Below are 25,893 nucleotides of genomic sequence, written 5' to 3'. Positions count from 1 at the left end.
TAATTCTTTCATTTTATTGGAGGAATGCCCCAAACTTAACAATGGGCTCCGGTACAAATCCTTCTGGGAGAAGCCGATGAAACGTAAGATACAAAACGGGTGCCCGAAAGCAGCCTATTCCACTTGCTTTTCATCGCCGGTCTATCAACCCATGACCGAAGCCAGATAGGCAGAGGAGGCCATCAGCGGCAAGACGACAAGCGCGACACTCAGAATTCGCATGAGCGTGTCACCGTTTCACTCGGCTAAATTTCGCTTTGTTCAAAGCATAAAACTCTCAAGGCGCGCCTCCTTGGCATTCCTCAAGAGTTGCTCGGCTTCGGCTTGAGATGTCGTCAGAACCAGACCGGTCGAAAGCCCATCCGCCATAGCCGCAGTGGGCGCGCTGACCGAGACTTGCGCCGCCGCCTGCACCAGATTTCCGTGGCGCGGATCGAGGATATGGCCCTCGCCGTCCCGTATTTCCGTGCCCTGATACGCTGATGTCGCCAAAGCCCGATTGCGCAGATGCCTTTGGACGCTCTCCCCCGCAATCGTTACAGGCCAGCCATCATGCTGAGGCGCAGAGCCAAGCGCTACGATCTCACCCGTGTCGATCAGCACATCTTCGATGCCTTCACGACCGAGCAACTCCGCGATACGATCCGCGACATACCCCTGCGCGATACCATTCAGCGTCAGCCGTTGTCCTTGCCCGAGACGCACGATCCCCGCTTCAAACATCACACGATCAAACCCGATCGCCGAGCGAGCCGCGGCAAGCGCGCCCGCTACGGGGACATGCCCCTGCACCGCTGCCTCGGCCAAGACCTGCCAAAGCGGCTGAACCGTCGGGTCGAAACGCCCTTCAGTGGCAAGATGCACCTGACGGCACAAAGCGAGGCAATCAAGCAATTCAAAAGCCGGCGCCTCCAGATGCCCTGCACGGTTGAGCCGCGACAGTTCGGAATTTGCATCATACAGGCTGAACACCGCTTCGAGCCTACGAATTTCGACACGCGCCATCGCAATAAGACGCGTAGCATCAGGATGATCGAGAATGATCTGGGCATCCGCGCCAAGCGCGACGCCACGCCAATGCGCGGCCGATGCCACAGATGTCGGCAGCCCCCCCGCCGCACCCAGACATGAGGCCGCAGCAATAGTGAGAAAGCGTCTGCGAGTAATCTGCTGTGTCTCTTGCATGGTTCAAAATCCTTTCTGTGACGATAGCGCCTCAAGCCGCGCACCGATGTCTTCTTCCTGCCCGCTTTCTGTGGCCTCAGACGCATCGACGAGAGCCTCTTCGGCAGTGATCTCGGAAAACCGTTCAATCCGTCCGCCATGTTCACGCACAAATGCTTCGGCAGCGTCCGGGTTTGTGAAAGGCACAAATTCCGGTGCTTTCATCCCGCCAAGCGCATCCGAACCGATGACATAGAGCGGTGCATCCACCTCGACCCAGGAACCCGGCGCATCCCAACGCGCACCGCTCATGTCCTGAACATAGGTGGCGACAACCGCATGGCTTTGTTCGGGCATATGCAAATATGCAACCGCATCGCGCACCTGACTGAAAAACAGCGGGGCAGGCATACCATCAAGATGAATTTGCGCTTTCGGACCGTCATGTTCGAGCAGGTTCATCTGGCAATAAAACCCCACGGCCTCCGGCGTCATGTCGACAGGATCAGGACGCGCAATGTGTTCTTCCTTGCACCCCCCAAGCGCCATAGCCGCAAAGACAGCGACACAGAACGGAAGGCAAAATGATTGGCGGATTTTCGAACTGGTTTTCATGGGATAACCCTTCCAAAGGCAATGCGGGCGGCTCCTGCGGCCAGCACCGGCCAGAGCCAGAGCGATGCAAGAGGTTTCCAGACCGCAATACTCGACGCGGCCCCTGCAAGCCCGGAGACAGCACCAACCGCTTCCGAGGCGGCAAGATTATAAATGCGGAACGCATCGGCGGGATTGATCACAAGCGCCCATGGGAAAACATCGGTGGTAAACGCCCCACCATCATCGGCGACAATGGCGGCCAGAAGTCCCAAGTCATAGAGCACGATGGCAATGAGCCAGAGCCCGATCACCAGAGCCGCAGCCCCTGATGGTCGCCGCGCCAGTGCTGACATCATATGTCCGAGAGAGAGAAACGCCGCCCCCAAAAGCACCGAGGTCCAGATCAGCCGCCACAAGGCCGGCAGCCCAGAAAGGGCCTCGTTCCCTGAGGTGCCAAAGGCATAGGCCGCCGCAATACCATAACCCGAGAGCACCGCGATGGCGACCACACCCAGTTGTGCGGCAAGTTTGCCCAAAAGCAGTTCCGAACGGCTCAGCGGATAGGTCAAATATAGCGGCAAGGTGCCGCGTTCGACCTCTCCGGCAATGGCGTCAAATGAAATCAACAGGGCGATGAGCGGCACAAGATAGACCGAAAGCGAAGTCAGGCTGGCTACGGTGACCGACAGGGTATCAACGGCCAGCGCTCCGGCGCTGCCAGTGCCCGCAAGCGACAGGACCAGTGAGAACAGCACCATAAGCACCACACCGACCGCAACCCAGCGGTTGCGCAGCGCAATGGCAAATTCGATGCGAGCAGTACTCAGGATACGACCAAACATCATGCGGCCCTCCGACTGATATGGGCGTAGATGTCATCAAGAGATGGCGGTTGAATATCGAAATCGGCAACCTGATCTCTGTTTGCTGCAAGACGGGCGAGGACCTTGGATTTTTCATCCGCCTCACAGGTAAAACTCAGAGCGCCATGGTGCATCGCAGCTTCGGGGAAAGCCGCAACAAGCGCCTCCTCCTGACCTGACTGCGGCACCATCGACACCGTAAGCGGTAGTGCCGCTCTGCGCCGCAGGTCGGCAAGGCTGCCCTCTGCCACCTGTTGCCCTTTGGACAGGATCACAATGCGGTCGGTCCGTGCCTCCACTTCCGAAAGCGCATGCGAAGACAACAGGATCGCCGTGCCTTGCCCCGCCAGATCATCAAGAATGTCATAGAACTCCCGACGCGAGATCGGGTCGAGGCCGGAGGTCGGCTCGTCGAGTACCATAAGGCGTGGCGTGGCGATGAGCGCTTGTGCCAGTCCGACACGCTGGCGCATGCCTTTGGAATAGGTGCCTATGCGGCGTCCGGCCGCCTCCAACAATCCGACACGATCCAGAAGCGCATCCGCATCCCTGACCTGCCCTCCACGCAGACGCAAATAATGGCGGATCTGTTCGCGTCCCGTAAGCGCCGGATGAAACGCGGCACTTTCGGGCAGGTAAGACACCAGCGCCCGCGCCACAGCAGAGCCCGGCGCATGTCCGGCAATGGAAATCGCACCTGCGCTTGTCGGAATGAGCCCGAGCACACATTTCATCAGGGTCGATTTGCCCGCACCGTTATGACCCAAAAGAGCCACGCGTTCACCCGCAGCAATGCTCAGGGACACATCGTCTAGTGCAGCAGTTCCGGAGACGGCCTTGTCATAGCGTTTAGTGAGATGCGAGAGGGTCAAAATCGTCATCGCGACCTCCTTTGGCCCAAAGCGGCGTGGCTTGGGCTAGGGTTTCATATGGCGCTGGCACGTCGGGAACCGGCGCCTGTGTCAAAGGGTGACTGTCCACCACACCACCGATCTGTGTGGCGGGGAATTGGGCCTGCGACCAACGCACAAGCTGCACAGCGGGGGTGCCAAGCAAAAGCTTTGCCGCCGGTTGCGACCACAGGATGTGATCCATCAAGTCATTCGGGCGATAGGGGCTGTCAGCGCGGGCATCGCCATCAAGGTCGAAAACAACATGATCCGACCAGAAATTGCCACGCCCCTCATAGGACCACTCGACATCGCGGGAGCCAACGTATTTCACCTGTGTCCGGTTGCCGATAAAGGCATTTCCGGTAATCGTATTGCGCTCCGATCCAGCAGTGAAATGCACCCCGATATCGCAGCCCTCAAATATGTTCTCGGCCAGAAGATTGCGGTGCGCGTTATAGACAAAAACGCATTTCTCCGTTCCGCCCGTCACGATATTGGCGAAGATGTCCGACTGGTTGGTGAAGTTCAGCATTACCCCGTGATCACGGTCGTTGATCGAGATATTCTCCCGCGCCACGATCCTGTCGGAATACATCATCGCAAAGCCGAGATGGTTACCGATGGAGATATTGCCCTCGATCAGGCTGTCATTGGTGTACATGTAATGAATCGCAAAACGCAGGTCGCGAAACAAGTTGCCGCGATAGGTATTGTCGCGCGAGGTGTTGGAGAAAATCCCGTCGCGCCCGTAGCGGATTTCGTTGTCCTCCACCACCGAGCCGGGTGCATTCCACACATAGACCCCATTGCCGCGATCATTCATCCGCGCCAGCCGCAGCCCCTCGATGCGGTTGCCCTTCACCAGCGCGTCGCGCGCGCCGTGAATATCGACCCCCACAAGGTTGCCGCGAATGTCGTTGTCGATCACGCGGGCACGGGTGGCCTTCTTCGTCAGCTTGATGCCCGCATCAATCGTGTCGTGCGAGTGCCCCGATCCCGTGACCGTCAGCCCTGTCACTGTAACATCCGCAACATCGATCGTGATGACGGAGCCAGCCCCTGCACCGTCGATCACAGCCCCCTTCGCACCCGTCAGGCGCAAAGGGGTTTCGATGACCAGCGGGCCGACGTATCGCCCCGCCGAAAGCACGATCTCGTCCCCTGCCGCAGCATTCGCCACGGCAGAGGCAAGCGCCCCGTCACCTGCCCGCACCTCGATACGCTCCGCAGCCACGGGGGCGGCGAAACACAAGGCGGCAAGAAGGCAGGCAACGGGACGGATCATCATGCAGGCTCCACAAACATCCGCCCGCGCATCTCCATGTGCAGCGCGTGACAGAACCACTGGCAATAATACCAGTAGACACCCGGTTTCGCGGCGGTGAAGGTCACCGAAGCCGTGGCCTGCGGTGCGACTTCCATCGCGACGCCGTGGTTGCCAAGGGTAAAGCCGTGGGTCAAATCGTCGATGTCATCGAGGTTGGTGACATAAACCGTCACCTCGTCGCCCTCCTTGACGGTAAAGCTCGACAGGCTGAACTCCGGCGCCTGGCTGGACATCCAGACTCGAACCTTGTTGCCGTCGCGGATGACCGTGTCCTGCCAGTCATCAATGTCGACACCGTCGATCTCGGCCTGCGCGCGCGCATCGGCAAACATCGGGTCGTTACGGTCCCAGACATCAACCGGATTGACGATATCACGCCGCACCAAAATTACGTCATGCGGCTCAGCAAAGGTTGGCCCGTCATGCACGACCTTCATGTTGTCGGTCGAAATGTCGATGATCTGCTCGTTTTCTGGCTTGAGCGGGCCGACATTGATGAAACGATCCTTGGAGAACTTGTTCAGCGAGATCAGCCATTTGCCATCCGCCTCCTTAGTCTCGCCCATGGTGGTGTGGTTGTGTCCGGGTTGGTAGTGAACATCAACCTTCGACACGATCGGGTCCACCTCCACGCCAGCATAGGCTTCCACCGCCTTAGCGATGTCCCACTTCACGATCTGGCTGTCGAGGAACAACGTCGTATAGGCAAACCCCTTGCCGTCGAATGCGGTATGAAGCGGGCCAAGGCCCAGTTCGGGTTCCGCCACCACAGCAGAACGCGGGTCGGCATCGGCGTCAAACAACGCATCCAGTTTGGTCACGTCCAGCACGGTGCAGGTGGGTGACAGTTTGCCCGCAACCACAACGTGTTTCATGTCAGGCGCGGTGTTGATGCCGTGCGGGCTGTTGGGCACAGGAATGTAGCGGGTGTATTTCTTGTTCTGTCCCTTGCGCCCGTCAATGACCTTCACGCCGTTCAGCTCGATATAGTCACCTGCAGCAATCCCTGCTTCGATCTCGGCAATATTGAAGACAACGACGTGGTCACGCTCGGCTTCCATCATCTCCGGCAGGGTCATCCCCATTTCCGAGTTGTAGGAGGTCGAGAATGCGTATTTGCCCTGATAGTCGCAATCCGTGTTGTCGAGGTTGCCCGACACCATCACCTGCCAGGAGATCTCCATCGTGTCACCGTCAATCGCGGTGAAGAAGTTCACATACTTTTCGGGCTCGTCGAGCACCGACCCGTCATTGACCATGGGTGTCTCGTCCTCGCCATTGGCAAAGACATAGCCCGTGCGCGGGAATTTCTGCGGACGCAGACCGTGGATCGCTTTGGCGTTCGGGATGTCGATGATCTTGTCTGTTTTCATCACATCACAACGGATACGGGCCACGCGCGTGTTGGCCTTGTCGTTCACGAAGATGAAACGTCCGTCATAGGTGCCATCGGTGAAGGACATATGCGGGTGGTGCAAATCGCCGTTGTCGTGGACCTTCTTGCCCTGCGCCGCCAGATACTCCTTGGTCTCGGGCAGCATGTTCTCGGTGAGGACTTTGAGGCTCTCGTTGGTCTGGCCCCAGCCCGTTGCGGAGCAGCGGTTGAATACCGGCACCCGCATCAATTCGCGCATCGACGGAAAGCCGAGAATGCGCAATTCGCCGGTCTGACCCGAAGACCAGAAACCGTAATACTCGTCCAGTTCACCGGGAACCGGGCTGAGGTGATCCGTGGCCTGCGCCATCGCGCTGCCCGTACCCGCAGCCGTCGCAACCGCTGCCCCGCCAGCCAGCAGGCCCAGCCTGCCCCCTGTTCCTCCGATAAAAGCTGCCCCCGTAGCTGTCGCGCCCATGAAGCCGCGACGGCTGAGACCTTTATTCTCCGATTTAGACATGGTGTTTCCTTTCCCTAAGTGCGGATGTTGGGATGATTTTCGATCCCGGCAGTTTTGAGTGCCGACAGATCGGGTGAACTCACTTTCGCGCGCCGTTTCTCTTTCTTGATCACGACGGGGCAAAAATCTTTGGACTGATAGAGCACCTGACAATGCATACAGTTGACGCATTCGTTCGGGTTGATCTCACCGGTTGGATGAATCGCCTGCACCGGACATTGATGCGCGCAGGTCTGGCAGGGGCTTCCGCATTCCTTGTAGCGTTTGAGCCAGTCAAACATGCGCAGCCGTGCTGGGATTGCCAGAGCCGCTCCCAGCGGGCACAGGTAACGGCAATAGAACCGTTCCACAAAAAGCCCCGCGATCAGGAGAGCCGCGACATAGGCCACGAAAGGCCATGCCCGCATGAATTTAAGAATAATCGCGGTTTTGAACGGCTCTACCTCGGCCAGATGTTCGGCCTGCTCGATGGAGTAAAGCGACACCCCGAACAGCCCGAGGAAGATCATGTATTTGACCGCCCAGAGCCGCTCATGCAGCCCCCAAGGCAGGGTCCATTGCGGAATGCCGATCTTGCGCGCAATTTGGTTGGTGATCTCCTGCAAGGCCCCGAAGGGACACAGCCAGCCGCAATAGGCTCCACGCCCCCAGAATAACAGCGCAGCTGCCACCGAGAACCACAGGATGAAAGTCAGCGGATCAAGCAGAAACGCTTGCCAGCTGAACTCCGTCATCAATGCGCCGAACAGCGCCATGAGGTTCACCACCGAAAGCTGGGCGTTCCACATCCAGCCGAGGCAAACGAGTGTCACACTCAGAAAGGCCATGCGGAACCAGAACGTCACCCGCGCCGAGCGCGTCAGTTGCATCTGGAAGAAAAATGCCAGCGTCAGAACAGACAACATGGCGCCAACAACTATAATCTGCGGGGTTTTGTCCTGCCAAATCCGCTTCCAGAGTGCGGCCTGAGCCTGCGCCTCGGTTGAATTCTCTGCAGCGACGGCAACAGGTTGGGATGCGGCAATCGGTGTCAGATATGTCGTGGGCAACTGATACCCCAAGTCAAAGGTGGTAAAGACCTTTTCAATCGCCGCCACTTCACGCTGCACCAAAAGCTGCAAGCGGAACGGTTTGGTCGGGTCGAAGCCAACATCGGCGGGTATTTTGAACAGATCGCGCTCTGTAAATTCCGGCGCATCCGCCGCCGCGATGCTGCCCATGCGGCGATGCCCACGGTCGCGAAACCGAACCGACACATCGTCTTGAATAAGCACAATCCGGTCAAAAATCCCGCCGCGCACATAGCCCGATCCCTTGAAGGAATAAAGCCCACGCCCGGTCACTGCGATCGCGTGTTCACCCTCTTCGAGCCAGTCCTGAAGGTTGCTGTTTTCCGCCTCGCCCAGAATGGCCTTGCCAATCCCCGGTACCGAGACCAGCGCCATTTGCATGTCGATGAACACCGTCTCCGGCGCTTCGGTCAATGCACGTTTGGCCGCCCGCGGATCATCCATTTCGGCGAACGCGGCGTTGATCTGGCCAACATCAAGGGACAGCCAGCGCACCGTGCCGTCGCCCTCCATCTCCATCCAGCTTTCCGGCGCTTTGGCCTCTGGATTGATGGCAAATTTCGGCCCTGTATCTTCGACCTGTTGCAGGCCGCCAAGGCCCAGCGCACGGGCAACCTTGATACCGGACCGGATAATGCTGTCATCAATCACCATCACCGTCACGGTTGCCCCGGAAATGATGTTGAGATCATGACTTTCGCCACCGGAAGCCGCCTCTTCGACAAGGTTCACACCCTTGTAATCGGCCACCATGGATTTGATTTTTGTGTCGGGAATACCAATCAGAACGATTGGTTCGGAGTGCTTTACAAGCTTGATACCCAGCACGCGCGCGTTGTCGTCAACAGCCACCATCGTGTGGATCGGCTTGCCCGAATATCCCGTTGTACCAACGAAATCCGAGGTGATGAACACCCAGCCCAGCCGGGTATCTCCGGCCAACACGGGTGCGACAGGAACATCGTCGCGGATGGGGCCAAACGCATCGGCCCCCTCGACGATATCGGAGGGGGTCTCACTTTGCAGGAATCCGGTGAGAACGGGTTGGGCGGTTTGGGCCGCGGCGTCACCTATGGTCACGAAGGCGGAGAAAACCAGTGCAGAAAGCAGGCAGATCAGCCTGTTCAGGGACATCAAAAAAGATTTGTAAAAACGGGGCATGTGTCAAACCTTGCTCTGGCTGGGAGGTCCACGGGACGGTTGCCAGATGCGCTTGCTGCGCTCCGGCAAAGTGTTCAGTGTGAGTTGAACGCGTTCCCCCTGCGTCGCCGACGGACAATTGAAGGTCTGCGCGGACAGCGCAGCCATCGGCACGAGGGAACAATCCGCGCAATGTGCGCATTCTTGTGTGTCTTTCGGGGAAACGGGTTCACCAGAAGCATTCAACGTGATCGTTTCGGTGCCGTTCTGCCCACAGATGACAATGTTCGTCTGTCCCGCCCGCGCAATCCCGTGCGCGGTTTTGAGAATCCCCGACATCCCCGCCGAAGCCGTCAGGCTCAGCGCGAGAATCGCGATCATCACAAGGGGTGCAAAACGTGTCATGCCCGCGGGTGTGCGCCCGTCCGGTCACAGACGCCTTGACTTTAATCAAAAATCTAAGCTTTAAAGTTTATGCTAAGTAATTGCAAAACATGAATATATATGCTTGTTTTCTAAATTTAAGCACAAATACGCTTACGTCTCGGCCCGTTTAAGGCACCACGAATTTTCTACGCTTATCAGTATCCCACGCGTGACTCGCAAATCTCCTTACTGCGCGTTTTCAACGCGGTCGGATCGGTACGGCGGGATTTGTAATGATAGGTCGAGCAATCAAACCGCCCGGCGAGCCGTCGTAGAAATTGCAATGAACGAAACCTTTTTCGCCATTGGTTTAAGAGCAATGGTCGAGTGCCGTCGCGGAGAGCTTCTTTCAATTCTTGAAGCGCGAACGTATTCGGCGGAGGACATACCTCACACGCAACGCCGCAAGGCAGGACGTATTCGACTACATCGAGATTTTTTACAACCCGACACGCAAGCACACTAACAACGGAATGCTGTCGCCAGTTGACTATGAAATCAAACAAAGGAAAATGAACAAGGCAGGTGTCAAGGAAATGAGGGGCACCTCAGATAGCAACAGTTCACCCCTTCCTAGCTCACCTTATCTGAAGTGATGCCCCCCAAAAACCTTTTGGAGTGTTGCTCGCATTTTAACCGTAAGCAACACTCCCAATCTGTACCGGTTAAGACAGGAGAGCCATTTTCACAGAACCGAGACAGATAGTCTTCATCGCATACGTGCTTCAGCCTAGATCTTCTGGACGCACTACTGCGGGCAGATTCTGATAACAGACCGGACGCAAAAAGCGCCGGATCGCCATGGTTCCAACCGAAGTCGCCCCGAAATTCGTCGATGCCGGATAGGGTCCGCCATGCACCATGCTATCGACGACCTCAACACCGGTCGGGAAACCGTTGAACAAGACACGTCCAGCCTTGCGCTCCAGTACGGGCAAAAGGTCACACGCAAGATCGGTGTCACCCTCGTCCATATGCACTGTGGCAGTCAGTTGACCCTCGAATCCCCGCGCCAGTTCCGGCAGCGCGGCCCCATCTGCAACACGCACCACTAGACTGAGCGGACCGAAGACTTCTTCAGTCAAAGCATGGTCTTCAAGAAACGCGTCTGCGGTCACTTCGTAGAGGTTCGGGCTCGCCTGACGGCCCTCGGACTCACTGGTGTAAACGGGAGTGACCGAATTCCGGTTCTCGAACCGTTCTTTGCCCGCGCGATAGGCTTCAGCCATACCCGATGTCAACATGAGTTGCGGCGCAATTTCCTTGAGTGCGCCGGCAGTGGCAGCAACAAATGCATCTCCATCGCTTCCTGTCGGAACAACTGCGATGCCGGGATTGGTGCAAAGCTGACCCACTGAGCCAGTCATGGATGCGGCCCACCCCTTCCCTAAATCGGCAGCACGAGAGGCAAGGGCATGCGGCAGCAAAAACATCGGGTTCACTGATCCTAGCTCACCAAAGAACGGAATCGGCTCTGAACGTGCTGCGCACAGGTCGAACAAAGCACGCCCCCCGCCAAGGCTTCCCGTGAACCCCACGGCCTTAATGATAGGATGCTGCACAAGCGCAGTGCCCACCTCTCGCTTGCCACCCTGCACCATCGAGAACACACCTTTATGCTGATCGGTGCGCTGGATGGCTGCATAGATAGCTTCGGCAACGATTTCGCCGGTGCCGGGGTGGGAGGAGTGCCCCTTGACAATAACGGGACAGCCCGCAGCAAGCGCCGCTGCTGTATCCCCGCCCGCAACAGAAAAAGCCAACGGAAAATTTGAAGCGCCAAACACAGCCACCGGCCCGATCGGTCGTTGCATCATCCGCAAATCAGGACGCGGCATTGGCTGCCGGTCGAGCAAGGCTTCATCATGGCGCACATCCAAATAGTCGCCTTTAAGGATGGTTTGAGCAAACAAGCGTAACTGTGCAACTGTGCGACTCCGCTCCCCATTCAACCGCGCTTCCGGCAGCCCTGTTTCGCGACAACCTATATCGGTGATTTCGTCAGCGCGGGCTTCGATTTCGTCAGCAATAGCTTCAAGAAATGCGGCTCGATCTTTGCGTGAGGCATAGCCGTAAGACCAAAAAGCATCTTCGGCGGCATGCGCCGCGCGGTCCACCAGATCAACCGTTCCCATTGAGAAACTCGAAGGCGCTCCATGGGCTGGTTCATTTACAAACTTTGCATCTGTTTCAACCCATTCTCCTGCAATCAGATGTTTTCCATGCGGGGTGAACATCATTACGTATCCTTTCATTATTTCGGGAATAATCGGAAGGCTCCGGATCCGAAACCTTCCGTCATAGCAGTTATTCAAAGCAGCAAACTCACTCACACTTCCAGCGCAGAAGTCCGCTGATGTTCGGGATTAAGATTCCGAGGAAGTGCCTCAGTCAGTGACTGTCCTTGCCAACGGCATTGCCCCTGCAGCCCTTCAAGAAATCCAGATCCGCTCCGGTATCCGCTCCACCTACATGATTTTGATGCAGATAGGCGTAGCCACTGGTCACAATCTCGTGGCGCGGTTTCCATGCCGCCAGACGTGCTTTTAGCTCGGCATCAGAAATATCAAGATGCAAGCGGCGATTAGGCACATCCAGTTCAATCATATCGCCGGATTGCACCACCCCCAGAGGACCGCCCGCTGCAGCTTCGGGCGCGGTATGCAATACCACTGTGCCATAGGCCGTGCCGGACATTCTCGCGTCTGAAATTCGCACCATATCAGTCACCCCCTTCCGCAACACTTTGGGCGGCAAACCCATATTGCCGACCTCTGCCATGCCAGGATAACCTTTAGGACCGCAGTTCTTCAGAACCATAATGCAGGTTTCATCGATATCTAGCGTCTCGTCATTAATGCGAGTCTTATAGTCGTCAATATCCTCGAATACGATGGCGCGACCACGGTGGGTCAAAAGATGCGCGCTGGCTGCGGAGGGTTTGAGAACAGCCCCATTGGGAGCCAAGTTCCCGCGCAGCACTGCAATTCCTCCTTGCTCGGTCAATGCATGGTCTACAGGACGGATCACATCCTCGTTCCAGTTGCGCACATCACGCACCTCATCCCAGATAGTCTGCCCCGAAACGGTCAAGGCATCCTTGTGTAACTGGCCACATTCCCCTAAATTTTTAATCACTACGGGCAGACCTCCGGCATAGAAGAACTCCTCCATCAAATATTCACCGGAGGGCATCAGGTTCACGATGGTCGCCACATCCCGTCCACAACGGTCCCAATCATCAAGCGTCAGATCAACACCTACCCGCCCCGCAATGGCCAGAAGATGCACCACCGCATTGGTCGAACCGCCAATGGCACCGTTCGTGCGGATCGCGTTCTCGAAAGCCTGCTTTGTCATAATATCCGAAGGTTTGAGATCATCCTTGACCATCTGCACGATCCGGCGCCCCGACATCTGGGCCATCACACGACGTCGGCTGTCGACCGCAGGGATTGCAGCATTTCCAGAGAGCGCCATACCGAGTGCCTCTGCCATTGAAGCCATCGTCGAAGCCGTACCCATCGTGTTGCAGGTGCCGGTTGAGCGCGACATGGACTGCTCCGCCTCCAGAAATTCCTCTTGTGTCATCTTCCCTGCCTTCACATCCTCGGAAAATTTCCAAAGATGCGTGCCGGATCCCACACGTTCGCCGCGAAAAGACCCGTTCAGCATCGGCCCACCTGTGACCACAATCGAAGGAACATCACAGCTTGCAGCCGCCATCAGCAACGATGGCGTGGTCTTATCGCAGCCCACCATCAAGACGCAGCCGTCAATCGGTTGACCGCGAATTGTTTCCTCAATCGATAAGGCGGCGAGGTTGCGAAACATCATCGCCGACGGACGAAAGGTATTCTCGGACGCAGAAAAAACCGGTACCTCTACAGGAAAACCACCTGCCTCCCAGATGCCCGCCTTCACCTTTTCGGCAAGGTCGCGCAAATGCCCGTTGCAGGGTGTCAGATCCGACCAGGTGTTCATGATTCCAATGATGGGACGTCCATCAAAGAGATCGTGCGGATAGCCTTGATTTTTGAGCCAGCCACGATGATAGATCGTGTCACGCGAATTGCCTCCGTACCATTCTTGTGACCGAAGCTTGCGCGGCCAAGGTGCGGGAGTGAAAGTACTTGCTGTCATGACCTGCCTCTCCTTCACAATGACTTCACGTCGATCAGACCCTGCTCTGGCGCCTGAGCCAACGGATTGCTCAGGGCCTGACCAAATTCAGGCGCCGAAATTTCAAACACATCACCCGGTTGTGTCTTGATGCCAGACCCGAAAGAAAGGGTTGCAGTGCCGAACATATGCACATGCAGATCGCCTGACCTCCTGAAAGGAGCGTATTTGAAATGATGGTGCTCCAGATTGGAAATTGTGTGGGACATATTGTCTTCACCCGACAAAAAGGGTTGATCAAAGAGAACCTTATCCCCACGCAATATGCGTGAACGCCCTTCGATATGGCGAGGCAAAGCACCCAGCCGCATTTCAGGTCCGAAAGCTGCCGGTCGCAGTTTGGAATGTGCCAGATAGAGGTAGTTGAGCTTCTCCGTCACATGATCGGAAAATTCATTCGCAAGGGCAAACCCCACGCGGCACGGCGTGCCATCGAGACCGATCAAATAGAAACCCGCTATTTCAGGCTCTTCCCCACCATCCAGAGCAAAATCCGGCGAGATCAGCGGGTCACCATGAGCCACTGCCTCACTGCCCGGCCCTTTGTAAAACCACTCTGGCTGTGCCCCGACGGTTCCTCGGTTGGGTTTTCCACCTTCCAATCCAAGCTGGAACATCTTCATTGAATCCGACACATGGCCTTCGGATTTCGCATGCATGGAATTGCGTGTCGAAGCCGATCCTGTATGAGTCAACCCTGTACCACATAGATACATACGTGCGGGCTCGGGATGGCGCATCGGCACATCAAGATGTCCCTGACTGGCGAGGAGAGCCAGATCGACAGTTTCTCCGCCTGATGGCAAAACCTGTGACAATGGTAGCGCACGCGCGATGGCCTCTTGTGCCAGATCATATGTCGTGGCTTGAGCAATCAGCCGCGCGTTTGAAACGTCGGTATTCTCGTCACGAATAACGACACCGCCAGATTTAAGCTGGCTCAGATAGACGGGCATTTCAAATACATCCTTGTAATTGACCTGATTTTTGATGGCCGTGCATGGCGACAAAACGGACCAGTAGGAAGTCGTCCAGACGGCTACCTGCTCTTCGTTCAGTAGACCTTCGTCTTGTCCGTCGCGCGAGCAGGAGCGGTTGCATGGAAGTCCTCCAACAACTTCGATGCTCCGAGCGCCAAAAGTCCAACGTCATGACCAATGGCAACAAAAGTTGCACCTAACTCAGCATAATGTTTAGACAACGCCAAATCGCCTATCAGAATACCTGCGGCTTTTCCGTGGCGAATGATGCGAGCGATCATGTCCTCGATCACATCCTGCACATGAGGGTGGGCGGGATTATCCAGGTGGCCGAGGCTGGCGGCCAGATCGGCTGGACCAATAAAGACACCGTCCACACCATCCACCGAGGCGATTTCGTCAAGGTTTTCCAGCCCTTTGGTCGTTTCAACCTGAACCAGAAGGCAGGTTTCTGCATCTGCTGTGAGCGTGTAATCGGATATCCGACCGAAATCGGAGGCACGTCCCACCACCGCTCCCACACCGCGAATACCATGCGGCGGGTAGCGCATTGCCCGTACCAATGCCTGCGCCTGCTCTGCGGTTTCGACCATGGGCACCAAAATAGTTTGCGCACCTGCATCAAGAATCTGTTTGATAATCCAAGCTTCTCCCACAGGCGGGCGGACAATAGCGTGAGATCGGCTCCCACGGAGAGCAGCGATTTGTCCTGATATGGTCACCAAGTCATTCGGACCATGTTCACCGTCAATCAACAGCCAGTCATAGCCCGCATTTGCACAAAGCTCCGTGCAATAAGGGCTGGCCAGATCCTGCCAAAGACCGATCTGCAAACGACGTTCGGCCAAGGCGGCCTTGAAAAGATTGTGAGGGGCGGGCATGTCCAAGCTCCTTGAATAAACAGGTTGAAAGGCAGCAGGCAGACCACCGTTGACCTACAGAATTTGTCCGTTGATAACGCGGGCAGGAAACGAAACCCGAAGCACCAACTCCGCCTGCAACTCTTCAGGGTGGTTCTAACGTTTCACCGGCACAGTCTCCCGTGCATAATCTAAACCGGACCCCGCCCTTGTCTGGCGGAGTCCTTAGAGACAATAAAGATGCGCTTAATTACTGCGCATCTCGGTCAGAGTACTCTGGACCATTTCGACCACATCAGCACCGATCTCGGTCTTGTGCTTGTCATAAACCGGCTGAGATTTTTCCAGCATCCGTTCAAGTTCTTCGGCGGAGACGACATTGAACTGAAGCCCCTCCTCCTCCATCTTGGCAAGAGATTCCTGATTCAGCGTTTGGATCACTTCGCGTTCCACATCACGACCCACCGCAGCACAATCACGCAAAGCAGCTTGTTCTTCAGGAGAGTAGGTGTCGAAGATCGCCTTCGAGAACAGGAATAGGAACGGAGTGTAACTATGCTTGGTTTCGCTGATGTAGCTCTGGACCTCATAGAATTTAGAGGTGTCGATCGTAACATAGGGGTTTTCCTGTGCATCGATCGCCTTAGTCTCCAGCGCCGAGAAAACTTCCCCGAATGACATGGGCGTCGCATTGGCCTCGAAGTTCGAGAATGTGTCGAGGAAAATGTTGTTCTGCATAACACGCATCTTCAGTCCCTCGAAATCCTCCCACTTGGTGATCGGACGTTTGGAGTTCGACACATTGCGGAAACCGTTCTCCCAATAGGCCAGATTGACCAAACCGACTTTTTCCAGCTTTTCGTTAATGAAATCTCCGAATTCGCCATCCATAACAGCATAGGCCTCTTCGTTCGAGCGGAAGAGAAACGGCAAGTCGAACACACCAAGCGCCGGCTCAATCCCGACGAGCGGCGAAGATGATGTCACCACCGCTTCCTGTACGCCCGAGCGCAGGGCTTGCGTAGCTTGAAGGTCGCCGCCAAGTGCGCCGCCCCAGAATCCTGTCATCTTCATCTTTCCGCCAGTCCGGTCATCAAGACAGGCCTGCATGGCATCCATTCCGTTATGAACCGGATGGTCTTCGGCCACCCCGTTAGAGACACGGAAGTTCCGGTCTTTGAAATCAGCAAGAGCAGGGTTTGCCACTGCGCAGACGACCGTGGCCATAAGGGCAGCTTTCAGTTTGGAATTTTTCATGAGATCCTCCCATCATCAAGTGAAAAAGTTTCATAGTTTGAAGGTGTAGCAAGGTTCAGTAGAACCAATTTGCTGGCACAATGACGATCTGCGGGAACAGAACCAAAGTCAGGATGACAAGGATCTGTGCCAACAGGAACGGCCAAACACCAACGATTACGCGGCCAAGGGGTAACCTCCCCACCCCACTGACCACGTTGAGCACCACACCGACCGGCGGCGTCAGTAGGCCGATGCAGCAATTCATGATAAACATGACCCCAAAATAGACGGGATCGATGCCAGCTTCCTTGATAATCGGCAACAAAACCGGCGTAAGGATCAAGATGGTCGGCGTGAGATCCAACGCTGTGCCGACGACAAGAACCAATGCCATAATGGCCAACATCAACAGGATTGGACGATCAATCAGGGGCTCGATATAGCCTGAAATCTCAGCCGGGATATTGGCGGCAGTAATCAGCCAGGCCGACACAAGCGCAGCACAGACAAGGAACATGACCGCCGCCGTTGTGCGCCCGGCATTCAATAGAACCTGTGACAAATCTCTCAATTTCAGTTCGCGATAAACACAAGTACCTACAAACAAAGCATAAAAGGCGGCGATGACAGCAGCTTCTGTCGGCGTTACAATTCCGAACTTGATCCCACCAAGGATAATCACCGGCATTCCCAATGCCCAGATCGCCCGACCACCAGTATGAACGCGTTCTTCCCAGTTCGCTTTAGGCAAGGTCGCCACATCGTCGTTGCGGGCGACGATGATCCATGTCGCGATCAGAACGACCCCCATCAGGACACCCGGCACGATCCCTGCCATGAACAGTTTGGAGATCGATATATTCCCTGCAACACCGAGGATAATAAAAGCCATTGATGGTGGAATTACAGGTGCAATCACGCCTCCCGCCGCAATCAGACCTGCAGAGCGTGGCAAATGATATCCCGCCTTCGCCATCATCGGCAGCAATATCGCCGCCAGTGCAGCACTATCCGCTGCTGCAGAACCCGAGATGCTGGCGAGGATTACTGCGGCAAAGATCGCCACAATCCCCAGACCGCCCCGGATATGACCTACACAGGCGATCGAAAAGTCAATAATGCGTTTTGAAAGGCCGCCCGCATTCATTAATTCCCCAGCCAGAATGAAGAAGGGAATAGCCAGAAGAGTAAAGGTATCCGCTCCGATCATCATGTTCTGTGCGATGATCTGAGTGTTGAACATACCCATGTAGCTCATGAGAGAAACGCCACAGAGAATCAGCGCAAAGGCGACCGGCACACCTGTCATCATCGCCCCGATCAGAGATACGATAAATACAACAAGAGTCATTGTGCCCCTCCTTCTCTGCCGGAGGCAGGCGTCTCGTCAAATTGATGACGTTCGCCGGCAAAGGCAGCAATTTCATCTTCGGTAATCCGCCCTGTAACCAACCGCAGGAAACGCGTCGCTGTAATCAGTGCAATCATCACCGCAGTGAACATCCCGGTTCCGTAGACCCATGCCATAGAAAGCCCCGAAACAGGCGCGGTCATGCTGGCGTTGATCGGAAGCTGCTTCCATGTACCGAGAAACAGCACCCAAGAACAACCGAGGATCAGAAGGTCAGAAACCCCCATCATCAGCATCCGCCCACGTCGTCCAAGTGCTGCGACAAAGGTTTCCATTCCCATATGCATATTGTGCCGATGGGCCACGACGGCACCGATAAAGGTCAGCCAGACAAAAAAGAATCTCGATAGTTCTTCCGAGACAGGAATGCCGGAGTTTAGGCCGTAGCGCAGAACCACATTCAGAAAAACCATCACGGCCATTCCCGCTAGAAGCAGGATCATCACCAGATCAAGAAGACGGTAGAAAAGATCAATTATACGGGCCATGATCACACCTTCTCCCCGAGACCTCGGGAGAACAGGTTGCGGAACAGGGCCACTGTGCCAAACGACCATTCCGGACAGGCATCGCTGTAATCTACACTGTTCACCAAACATCCCAGAGACGGAGCCGAGATCTCGACGCGGTCTCCCGTTTCATGCGTAAACCCTTGCCCAACACCGTGGCGGTCCTTAGTTGGCGCAAACATTGTGCCAAGGAACAATACAGCGCCGTCTGGGTACTGGTGAGAGCGGTTGCGCATTTGTCCGACAAGATCAGTAGGGCTGCGCGAGATTGCCTGCATCGGACTTTCGCCCGTCATTGTGAACCCGTCTTCACCTTCAACGGAAAGCGACACAACAACCTTATCAAGATCGTCGAACGCGAACGTATCATCAAAAAGGCGGATAAACGGCCCGAGAGCACAAGAGGCATTGTTGTCTTTTGCTTTTCCTAGAAGCAGCGCCGAACGCCCTTCTACATCACGCAGATTGACATCATTGCCGAGAGACGCGCCAACAATGCTTCCGTCCGCGCGCAAAACCAATACAACTTCAGGCTCCGGATTGTTCCAATGGGACATTGAGTGGATACCCACGCGCTCACCGCATCCTACTGCGGACATGGGTTGTGACTTTGTAAAAATCTCGGCATCCGGTCCGATACCGACCTCGAGATATTGAGACCACAGACCCATATCTTGTAGCAACGTCTTGACTTGCGCCGCCTTGGCGGAGCCCGCCTTGATATCACGTAGGTTCTCCCCGATGACAGGTGCTAGACGTCCACGGATTTCCTGCGCACGAGCAGCATCGCCTCTTGCCTGCTCTTCAATCACACGCTCCAACATACTTTCCGCAAACGTCACGCCCGCAGCCTTCAGGGCTTGTAAATCCACAGGCGCCAGAAGACGCCCTGAAGTCCCATCGAGGAACTCATCAAGTCCTCCCAGACAAGGTAGGTCGTCACGCTCCAATATACGAAAGAGATCGTCGCGCTCTAGAAGCCCTGACATGGTTGCGGCGATAGCCGTCAAATCGAAAACCAGAGCATTACGCAGCGTGACTACGCAAGGACCGCCCTGCTCCTCCGACCAGACACGACCGACGAGTGCAGCCTGATGATGATCAGCCGGCAAGATATGATCAGCCTTCAACTTATCCGCTAAAGCCAATTGAGACCCTCCCTTGAATTGGCAGAGCGCCTCCATACGCTCTGCAAGACACCTGTTGTCTGACAACATTACAATAGCATGAGTGTCTGCGGCGCAAGCCCTAATCTGGCAATGTATAAAAAAAACTTAAATTTATATTTTATGAATAAAATTCGATACTTAACCCAATCCTGAGGGCTGAACCAATCAAATGACGCCGCATTGCTGCACGCGCCATGACCGGATCCTTTGTGCGGATCGCGTCTCGAATAGCCGTGTGCTCCTCAACCGTGCGAGAAATCACATCCTCCAGTTGGCCCTCTGTGCGCGCGATCACAATCACATGGCTGATTCGATCCGATATCGCGCCGACGAACTGTGAAAAATAGTCATTTCCGGTAGATTCCGCGATAATACGGTGAAAATCGAGATCCGCTGCAACCCCGGAGTTTCCCCAATCCTCTGTGTTGCATATCCGCACAAGCGCAGCACTGAGCGCCGCCATGTGTTCCTCAGTGTGATGGACTGCCGCAAGAGCTGCAGCCTCCATCTCCAACGGAATCCGCAGTTGATAGAGTGATTGAAAATCATTTTTATCCATAGACTTAGCGTCATCCAACTGAATCTGACGATCTGGGCGCTTCATAACAAACGCCCCTACACCCTGCCGAGTTTCCACTAGTCCTTCACTTTTGAGTTGAGCTATGGCTTCACGCACAACGGTACGGCTGACCCCGAAACTTTTGGACAAAGCGTGTTCAGTCGGTAATTTCTCTCCGGCTTTGAGAGAGCCATCATAAATTCGCTTGGCAAACTCCGACGCAATTCGCGTCGGAAGATGCGCAACACGTTTGATTTGTCCAAATTCATTGTCCATTAAATTTCCCCTTGCCTGACAAGCAGACCACTCCCGTCACAGGTCGATCTGGCACCCTCTATTCATCGTCAACGCCGGATCAATCGCGCTACGGACAGACTCCAGCAATCGGCGGTGAACATCGGTAAGTCTTTGACTGAAATCGTCTTTTTTTAGACGCCCGATCCCGTGCTCTGCGCTTATTGAACCGTTATAGCGGTCCAAAACCTCATTGGCGATCTGTTTGGCGCAGTAGATTTGCTCATCCACATCTCCGCGGCTCCCTGGCAATACGTTCAAATGCACATTCCCATCGCCCACATGACCATAAGACACGCAGATTGCATCTGGCATTTCAGTCCCAATTTTTGCCTCTACCTCCGAAACGAACTCGGCCATCCGCGATAGGGGTACGGAAATATCGGTACGCAAATGCTTCCCACGCTTGGCCTGCCCTTCGTTCATACCCTCGCGGATCAGCCACAAATTACGCGCCTGCGCCTGCGACGTCGCGATCACCCCATCGAGGGCTAACCCTTCCTCAAAGGCAAACTCGACGAAGCGGACCATCAAGTCGTCTATATCGACCAATCCGGAACCGGAAAGCTCCATCAAGACATAAGCGGGATATTCTGCCTGCATTGGCAGAACGAGGTCCGGCATACCCTCTTTCGCTAATTCAAAGGCTATAGGCGGCATAAACTCAAAGGCCGACATCAGATCACAACATTGCCGCCGCGCTCGGCGATAGAGCGTAATTGCATCTTCCAGAGACCCAAGCGCTAGAAGAGCTGTTGCCACCTGCTCCGGCGCAGGCAAGAGCTTGACCGACACAGCAGTAATAATACCAAGAGTGCCTTCTGACCCAATGAAAAGTTGTTTAAGATCAATACCCCTATTGTCCTTCCGCAAACAATTCAGTCCCTCGAACAAGCTGCCATCAGGAAGCACAACCTCCAGCCCAAGCAACAACTCGCGCGTCATTCCATAGCGCAAAACATTCACCCCACCCGCATTGGTGGCCACATTGCCTCCCAGACGGCAACTGCCCTGCGCACCCAATGCCAGCGGGAAATAAAGCCCCTCCTGCGCTACCTTCTCTTTCAAATCTTCTAACACGATCCCTGCCTCAACCACCGCTGAAAAGTTATCGGCATCAAGGCTGCGAATTTTTGTCATCCGCTCTAAAGACACAACCACCTGACGGTCGGGCGCATCGGGCACTGCGCCCAGCACCAATCCGGTATTGCCGCCCTGTGGGACAACTTGCAGGCCGAGATCAATCGCAGCACGTACGCAATCCTGCACCTCCGCCGTGCTGCGCGGGCGCAGTACGGCCACAGCATCGGACTGGATATCGCCGTGCCAGTCACGACAATAGACGGCAACATCAGTGCCGGTGACGACAATCTCACATCCCAGACGAGCCTCCAACGCCTGCACAAACTCTGCACGCGTCTCACTCTTATCTTCATGCCCTTTTATGGCGTCCATCGCCGTCCCTCCGCAAAACCAGGCCCTTTCAGGCAAATCTTCTCTTGTCTTTCCTATCATGTTGTCCGACAACATTACAAGTTGGGATCGGCGGGGAGATCGGTCCGATGATATGCGGAGGAACACATGCACATTCTAATAATTGGCGCTGCCGGAATGATCGGGCGCAAACTCACTCAACATCTACTGGAAACAGGCCGTCTGGCCGACAAGCCCATAAGTTCAATTGACCTGGTAGATGTCATCACCCCCGAGACACCTCAAAGCACCGGTGCGGTTATAACCTGCCGCCAGGCCGATCTGTCAGATCCCGCCACAGCACCAGCCCTGGTGGAAAGTCGACCTGATGTCATCTTCCACCTGGCCGCCATTGTGTCTGGCGAAGCGGAAGCGGATTTTGACAAAGGATACCGCATCAACCTTGACGGAACACGCGCTCTCTTTGACGCTATTCGAACGCAACATGACACTCGAAGCTATCGGCCACGGGTAGTGTTTGCCTCTTCCATTGCCGTGGTCGGCGCACCCTTGCCATATCCGATCCCTGATGACTTCCACACAACACCGCTTACGAGCTACGGCACACAAAAAGCGATCTGTGAACTCTTGCTGGCGGATTACACTCGGCGCGGAATCTTTGATGGGGTGGGCATCCGCCTCCCCACGATTTGCATTCGCCCAGGCAAGCCCAACAAGGCTGCATCAGGGTTCTTTTCTAATATTCTGCGCGAACCTCTGGTCGGGCAAGAAGCTATCCTGCCCGTTCCAGACACAATCCGTCATTGGCACGCCTCACCACGCTCGGCTGTCGGCTTCATGATCCATGCAGCAACGATGGACACCGATGCTATCGGCCCAAGGCGCAACCTCTCGATGCCCGGTGTTTCCGCTACTGTCGGAGAACAGATCGAGGCTCTTCGTCGTGTTGCCGGCGACAGTGCGGTCCGGCTAATCCGGCGCGAACCGGATCCCACTATCATCGCTATGTGCGAGGGCTGGGCACCCGGATTTGAAGCCACACGCGCCAAATCGCTCGGCTTCCACGCCGAAAGCAATTTCGAAGAGATCATCCGAGCTCACATTGAGGATGAATTGGAGGGTGTGCAATGACCCCTCATATCGTTTTTCTAGGGACCGGACTCATGGGAGCTCCAATGGCTCGTCGTCTAATCACGGCCGGTCATCGTGTTACAGTCTGGAACCGCGACACCTCCAAGGCACAAGCACTCCAGGCCGACGGCGCCACTGTCGCCACCTCACCAGCACAGGCAGTCGCCAATGCCGATATTGTCTTTACCATGCTCACGGACGGAGCAGCCGTCGAGAATGTGCTCTTTACCCAAGGCACTGCAGAAGCGCTAAAAAACGGAGCCGTAGTGGTAGATTGCTCGTCTATCGCCCCTGATGTTGCACGCGACCATGCATGCCGGTTGGACAATTTCAACGTGCGGCATGTGGACTGCCCCGTTTCCGGCGGAGTGGTGGGCGCAACCGAAGGCACACTTGCACTTATGGCAGGAGGCACGCCGGAAACCATTGCACAAATCGCGCCTGTAATGGATTCTCTGGGTCGACTGACGCATGTGGGCCCATCTGGAGCGGGCCAGGTGTGTAAACTGGCCAATCAACAAATCGTTGCAATCACCATCGGCGCATTGGCCGAAGCCATGATGCTAGTCGAAGCCGGCGGCGCGGATCGGGGCAAATTTCGTGATGCGATCCGCGGCGGGTTTGCCGAAAGCCGGATTCTGGAGTTGCACGGAGCACGGATGGTTCAACGCAACTTTGTCCCCGGAGGCCCCTCGCGTTTACAGCTAAAAGACCTGGATGCAGTGATGGACCTAGCGCAGGCACAGGGCTTGACACTACCTTTGTCGCAAGATGTTCGCGATGCTTTTTCTGATTTTGTGGCCGGGGGACATGGTGAAACCGATCACAGCGGCTTGTTGCTGCATATTGAACAGCTAAACTCACCCCAAGCAGGCACAGCCACCACCGAGGACAGAGCATGACCGACACCACACCCAAACGCCGCCTGCGCTCGCAGGACTGGTTCGACAATCCCGACCACGCCGATATGACCGCTCTCTATCTGGAACGGTTCATGAATTACGGCACCACCCCCGAAGAATTGCGCGCAGGACGGCCCATCATCGGCATCGCGCAATCGGGAAGCGATTTAAACCCCTGTAATCGTCACCATCTGGACCTTGCCAAACGGGTGCGGGATGGCATCCGCGATGCAGGCGGAATTCCCATCGAATTTCCGACCCATACGCTGTTTGAAAATTGCAAACGCCCAACTGCAGCGCTTGATCGCAATCTGGCCTATCTGGGGCTCGTCGAATTGCTATATGGTTATCCTTTCGACGGCGTCGTCTTGACCACAGGTTGTGACAAAACAACTCCATCGGCGTTGATGGCAGCCGCCACGGTCGACCTGCCTGCGATTGTTTTGTCAGGCGGGCCGATGCTCGACGGGTGGCACGAAGGTGATTTGGTGGGATCCGGCACTGTAATCTGGAGGTCGCGCAGGAAATACGCTGCGGGCGAAATCACGCGTGACGAATTCTTGGAGACCGCCCTTGATAGCGCCCCTTCAGTCGGGCATTGCAACACGATGGGTACGGCCTCCACGATGAACGCGATTGCAGAGGCACTTGGCATGTCGCTGACCGGATGCGCCGCCATCCCCGCAGCATATCGCGAACGCGGGCAAATGGCTTATCGGACCGGAAAACGAGCTGTGGAACTGGTGCTTGAAGACCTCCGTCCCTCCGATATTATGACACGCGACGCCTTCCTAAATGCGATCCGCGTCAACGCAGCGATTGGCGGCTCGACCAATGCACAGCCACATATCATGGCAATGGCCAAGCATGCAGGAGTGGATCTCACACCCGAGGATTGGCAAGCCCATGGCTATGACATTCCGCTTTTGGCCAACGTGCAGCCTGCGGGGAAATATCTGGGGGAAAGGTTCCACAGAGCCGGCGGTGTTCCGGCGATTATGTGGGAACTTCTGCAAGCAGGAAAGCTTGATGGCAGCTGCGCTACTGTCAGCGGAGCTACAATGGCCGAAAACCTCGACGGGCGCGAAAGCCCCGACCGCGAGGTCATTCGCACCTACTCCGATCCGATGATGGAACGTGCGGGTTTCTTTGTGCTGTCCGGAAACCTCTTTGACTTCGCAATCATGAAAACCAGTGTGATCTCGGACGAATTCCGCACCCGGTATCTGTCCACGCCCGGATCCGAAGGCATCTTCGAGGGCACCGCCTTTGTCTTTGACGGTTCCGAGGACTATCACACACGGATCAACGATCCTGCACTGGAGATCGACGAGAACTCTATTCTGGTGATCCGAGGCGCGGGGCCTCTTGGCTGGCCGGGCTCTGCAGAAGTGGTCAATATGCAACCACCAGACCGATTGCTCAAACGCGGAATCACCTCGCTGCCAACCATCGGAGATGGACGGCAGTCCGGCACTGCAGACAGCCCTTCGATCCTGAACGCGTCCCCCGAAAGCGCGGCGGGCGGCGGGTTGGCATGGCTACGGACAAGAGACCGTATCCGCATCAACCTTGAGCAAGGACGCTGTGATATGCTGGTGGATGCGGAGGAAATCGCACGGAGAAAATCCGAAGGGCTCCCCGAAATCCCTCCCTCGGCTACGCCATGGCAAAAGATTTACCGCGAGACCGTAACCCAGATGCAAGATGGTGCCACCATTCGCGGGGCAGAAGAATTCAGACAACTCTCACGCAAATTACCACGTCACAACCACTAGACACGTTTGTCAGTCCTTGCCCTGCGAAGCTTCCAAAACTCACGGGCGAGAATGGCGATCAACGGATTGG

At 55.7% G+C, this 25,893-nt stretch carries 21 protein-coding genes and 1 pseudogene; 4 read left to right on the top strand and 18 right to left on the bottom strand.

Annotation, left to right across the window (positions count from 1 at the left end):
• Positions 1–261: 261 nt before the first annotated feature.
• Genes KO492_RS03790 through KO492_RS03755 form a run of 8 tightly spaced genes read right to left on the bottom strand, consistent with a single transcriptional unit; the run spans position 262 to position 9,354 of the window.
• Positions 262–1,185 carry an FAD:protein FMN transferase gene (locus KO492_RS03790; RefSeq protein ID WP_216043740.1) on the bottom strand — a complete coding sequence of 308 codons (924 nt, stop codon included), beginning with the start codon at positions 1,183–1,185 and terminating at the stop codon, positions 262–264.
• A 3-nt stretch (positions 1,186–1,188) separates the two neighbouring features.
• A complete protein-coding gene (locus tag KO492_RS03785; RefSeq protein ID WP_252735260.1) occupies positions 1,189–1,779 on the bottom strand; it encodes a nitrous oxide reductase accessory protein NosL in 591 nt (196 codons plus the stop codon).
• The gene (locus tag KO492_RS03780) at positions 1,776–2,603 is read right to left on the bottom strand and encodes an ABC transporter permease (RefSeq protein WP_216043775.1); all 828 of its coding nucleotides are present in this window, start codon (positions 2,601–2,603) and stop codon (positions 1,776–1,778) included. Before KO492_RS03780 ends, KO492_RS03785 begins: the two co-directional genes overlap by 4 nt.
• The gene (locus tag KO492_RS03775; RefSeq protein ID WP_216043739.1) at positions 2,603–3,505 is read right to left on the bottom strand and encodes an ABC transporter ATP-binding protein; all 903 of its coding nucleotides are present in this window, start codon (positions 3,503–3,505) and stop codon (positions 2,603–2,605) included. Before KO492_RS03775 ends, KO492_RS03780 begins: the two co-directional genes overlap by 1 nt.
• On the bottom strand, positions 3,474–4,802 hold the full coding sequence (locus tag KO492_RS03770; RefSeq protein WP_436835692.1) for a nitrous oxide reductase family maturation protein NosD: 1,329 nt from the start codon (positions 4,800–4,802) through the stop codon (positions 3,474–3,476). Before KO492_RS03770 ends, KO492_RS03775 begins: the two co-directional genes overlap by 32 nt.
• Positions 4,802–6,739, bottom strand: coding sequence for a TAT-dependent nitrous-oxide reductase (gene nosZ, locus KO492_RS03765; protein WP_216043737.1), 1,938 nt, complete (start codon positions 6,737–6,739; stop codon positions 4,802–4,804). The genes KO492_RS03770 and nosZ overlap by 1 nt, the downstream gene beginning before the upstream one ends.
• A 14-nt stretch (positions 6,740–6,753) precedes the next feature.
• The gene (locus tag KO492_RS03760) at positions 6,754–8,943 is read right to left on the bottom strand and encodes a NosR/NirI family protein (RefSeq protein WP_216043774.1); all 2,190 of its coding nucleotides are present in this window, start codon (positions 8,941–8,943) and stop codon (positions 6,754–6,756) included.
• 30 nt (positions 8,944–8,973) lie between these two features.
• Entirely contained in the window at positions 8,974–9,354 is a 381-nt protein-coding gene (locus tag KO492_RS03755) for a DUF2946 family protein (RefSeq protein ID WP_066605461.1), read from the bottom strand.
• 347 nt (positions 9,355–9,701) lie between these two features.
• On the opposite strand from KO492_RS03755, the pseudogene KO492_RS03750 reads away from it, so the two are divergent.
• A pseudogene (locus KO492_RS03750) lies at positions 9,702–9,872 on the top strand (IS3 family transposase); the annotation flags it as partial.
• Between the two features lie 228 nt (positions 9,873–10,100).
• Here the strand turns inward: KO492_RS03750 and KO492_RS03745 are convergent.
• The 10 genes from KO492_RS03745 to KO492_RS03700 all read right to left on the bottom strand — a co-directional run bounded on the left by KO492_RS03745 (position 10,101) and on the right by KO492_RS03700 (position 22,033).
• Positions 10,101–11,615, bottom strand: a complete 1,515-nt coding sequence (locus tag KO492_RS03745; protein WP_216043773.1) for an aldehyde dehydrogenase (NADP(+)) — start codon at positions 11,613–11,615, stop codon at positions 10,101–10,103.
• Between the two features lie 151 nt (positions 11,616–11,766).
• The gene (gene araD, locus KO492_RS03740; protein ID WP_066605465.1) at positions 11,767–13,518 is read right to left on the bottom strand and encodes an L-arabinonate dehydratase; all 1,752 of its coding nucleotides are present in this window, start codon (positions 13,516–13,518) and stop codon (positions 11,767–11,769) included.
• 14 nt (positions 13,519–13,532) lie between these two features.
• A complete protein-coding gene (araD1, locus tag KO492_RS03735; RefSeq protein WP_066605467.1) occupies positions 13,533–14,513 on the bottom strand; it encodes an AraD1 family protein in 981 nt (326 codons plus the stop codon).
• 98 nt (positions 14,514–14,611) lie between these two features.
• Positions 14,612–15,418 carry an aldolase/citrate lyase family protein gene (locus KO492_RS03730; protein WP_066605469.1) on the bottom strand — a complete coding sequence of 269 codons (807 nt, stop codon included), beginning with the start codon at positions 15,416–15,418 and terminating at the stop codon, positions 14,612–14,614.
• Positions 15,419–15,643: 225 nt separating this feature from the next.
• The gene (locus tag KO492_RS03725; protein WP_066605472.1) at positions 15,644–16,654 is read right to left on the bottom strand and encodes a TRAP transporter substrate-binding protein; all 1,011 of its coding nucleotides are present in this window, start codon (positions 16,652–16,654) and stop codon (positions 15,644–15,646) included.
• 55 nt (positions 16,655–16,709) lie between these two features.
• Entirely contained in the window at positions 16,710–17,987 is a 1,278-nt protein-coding gene (locus KO492_RS03720; RefSeq protein WP_066605478.1) for a TRAP transporter large permease, read from the bottom strand.
• Entirely contained in the window at positions 17,984–18,535 is a 552-nt protein-coding gene (locus tag KO492_RS03715) for a TRAP transporter small permease (protein WP_066605481.1), read from the bottom strand. Before KO492_RS03715 ends, KO492_RS03720 begins: the two co-directional genes overlap by 4 nt.
• A gap of 2 nt (positions 18,536–18,537) precedes the next feature.
• Positions 18,538–19,704 (bottom strand): fumarylacetoacetate hydrolase family protein, encoded by a 1,167-nt coding sequence (locus KO492_RS03710; RefSeq protein ID WP_231730550.1) that lies wholly within the window; start codon positions 19,702–19,704, stop codon positions 18,538–18,540.
• A gap of 139 nt (positions 19,705–19,843) precedes the next feature.
• Positions 19,844–20,560 (bottom strand): FadR/GntR family transcriptional regulator, encoded by a 717-nt coding sequence (locus KO492_RS03705; protein WP_066605488.1) that lies wholly within the window; start codon positions 20,558–20,560, stop codon positions 19,844–19,846.
• 36 nt (positions 20,561–20,596) lie between these two features.
• The gene (locus KO492_RS03700) at positions 20,597–22,033 is read right to left on the bottom strand and encodes an FAD-binding oxidoreductase (RefSeq protein WP_066605489.1); all 1,437 of its coding nucleotides are present in this window, start codon (positions 22,031–22,033) and stop codon (positions 20,597–20,599) included.
• A 126-nt stretch (positions 22,034–22,159) separates the two neighbouring features.
• On the opposite strand from KO492_RS03700, the gene denD reads away from it, so the two are divergent.
• Genes denD through KO492_RS03685 form a run of 3 tightly spaced genes read left to right on the top strand, consistent with a single transcriptional unit; the run spans position 22,160 to position 25,823 of the window.
• Entirely contained in the window at positions 22,160–23,143 is a 984-nt protein-coding gene (gene denD / locus KO492_RS03695) for a D-erythronate dehydrogenase (RefSeq protein WP_066605490.1), read from the top strand.
• On the top strand, positions 23,140–24,045 hold the full coding sequence (locus KO492_RS03690; protein ID WP_066605491.1) for an NAD(P)-dependent oxidoreductase: 906 nt from the start codon (positions 23,140–23,142) through the stop codon (positions 24,043–24,045). Before denD ends, KO492_RS03690 begins: the two co-directional genes overlap by 4 nt.
• Positions 24,042–25,823: an IlvD/Edd family dehydratase gene (locus KO492_RS03685; RefSeq protein ID WP_216043736.1), complete on the top strand. Its 1,782-nt coding sequence runs from the start codon at positions 24,042–24,044 to the stop codon at positions 25,821–25,823. The genes KO492_RS03690 and KO492_RS03685 overlap by 4 nt, the downstream gene beginning before the upstream one ends.
• Positions 25,824–25,893 lie beyond the last annotated feature (70 nt).

The organism is Celeribacter halophilus (assembly GCF_018860305.1).
Lineage (GTDB): Bacteria > Pseudomonadota > Alphaproteobacteria > Rhodobacterales > Rhodobacteraceae > Celeribacter > Celeribacter halophilus_A.
This window is presented reverse-complemented; position numbering and strand designations above follow the sequence as displayed.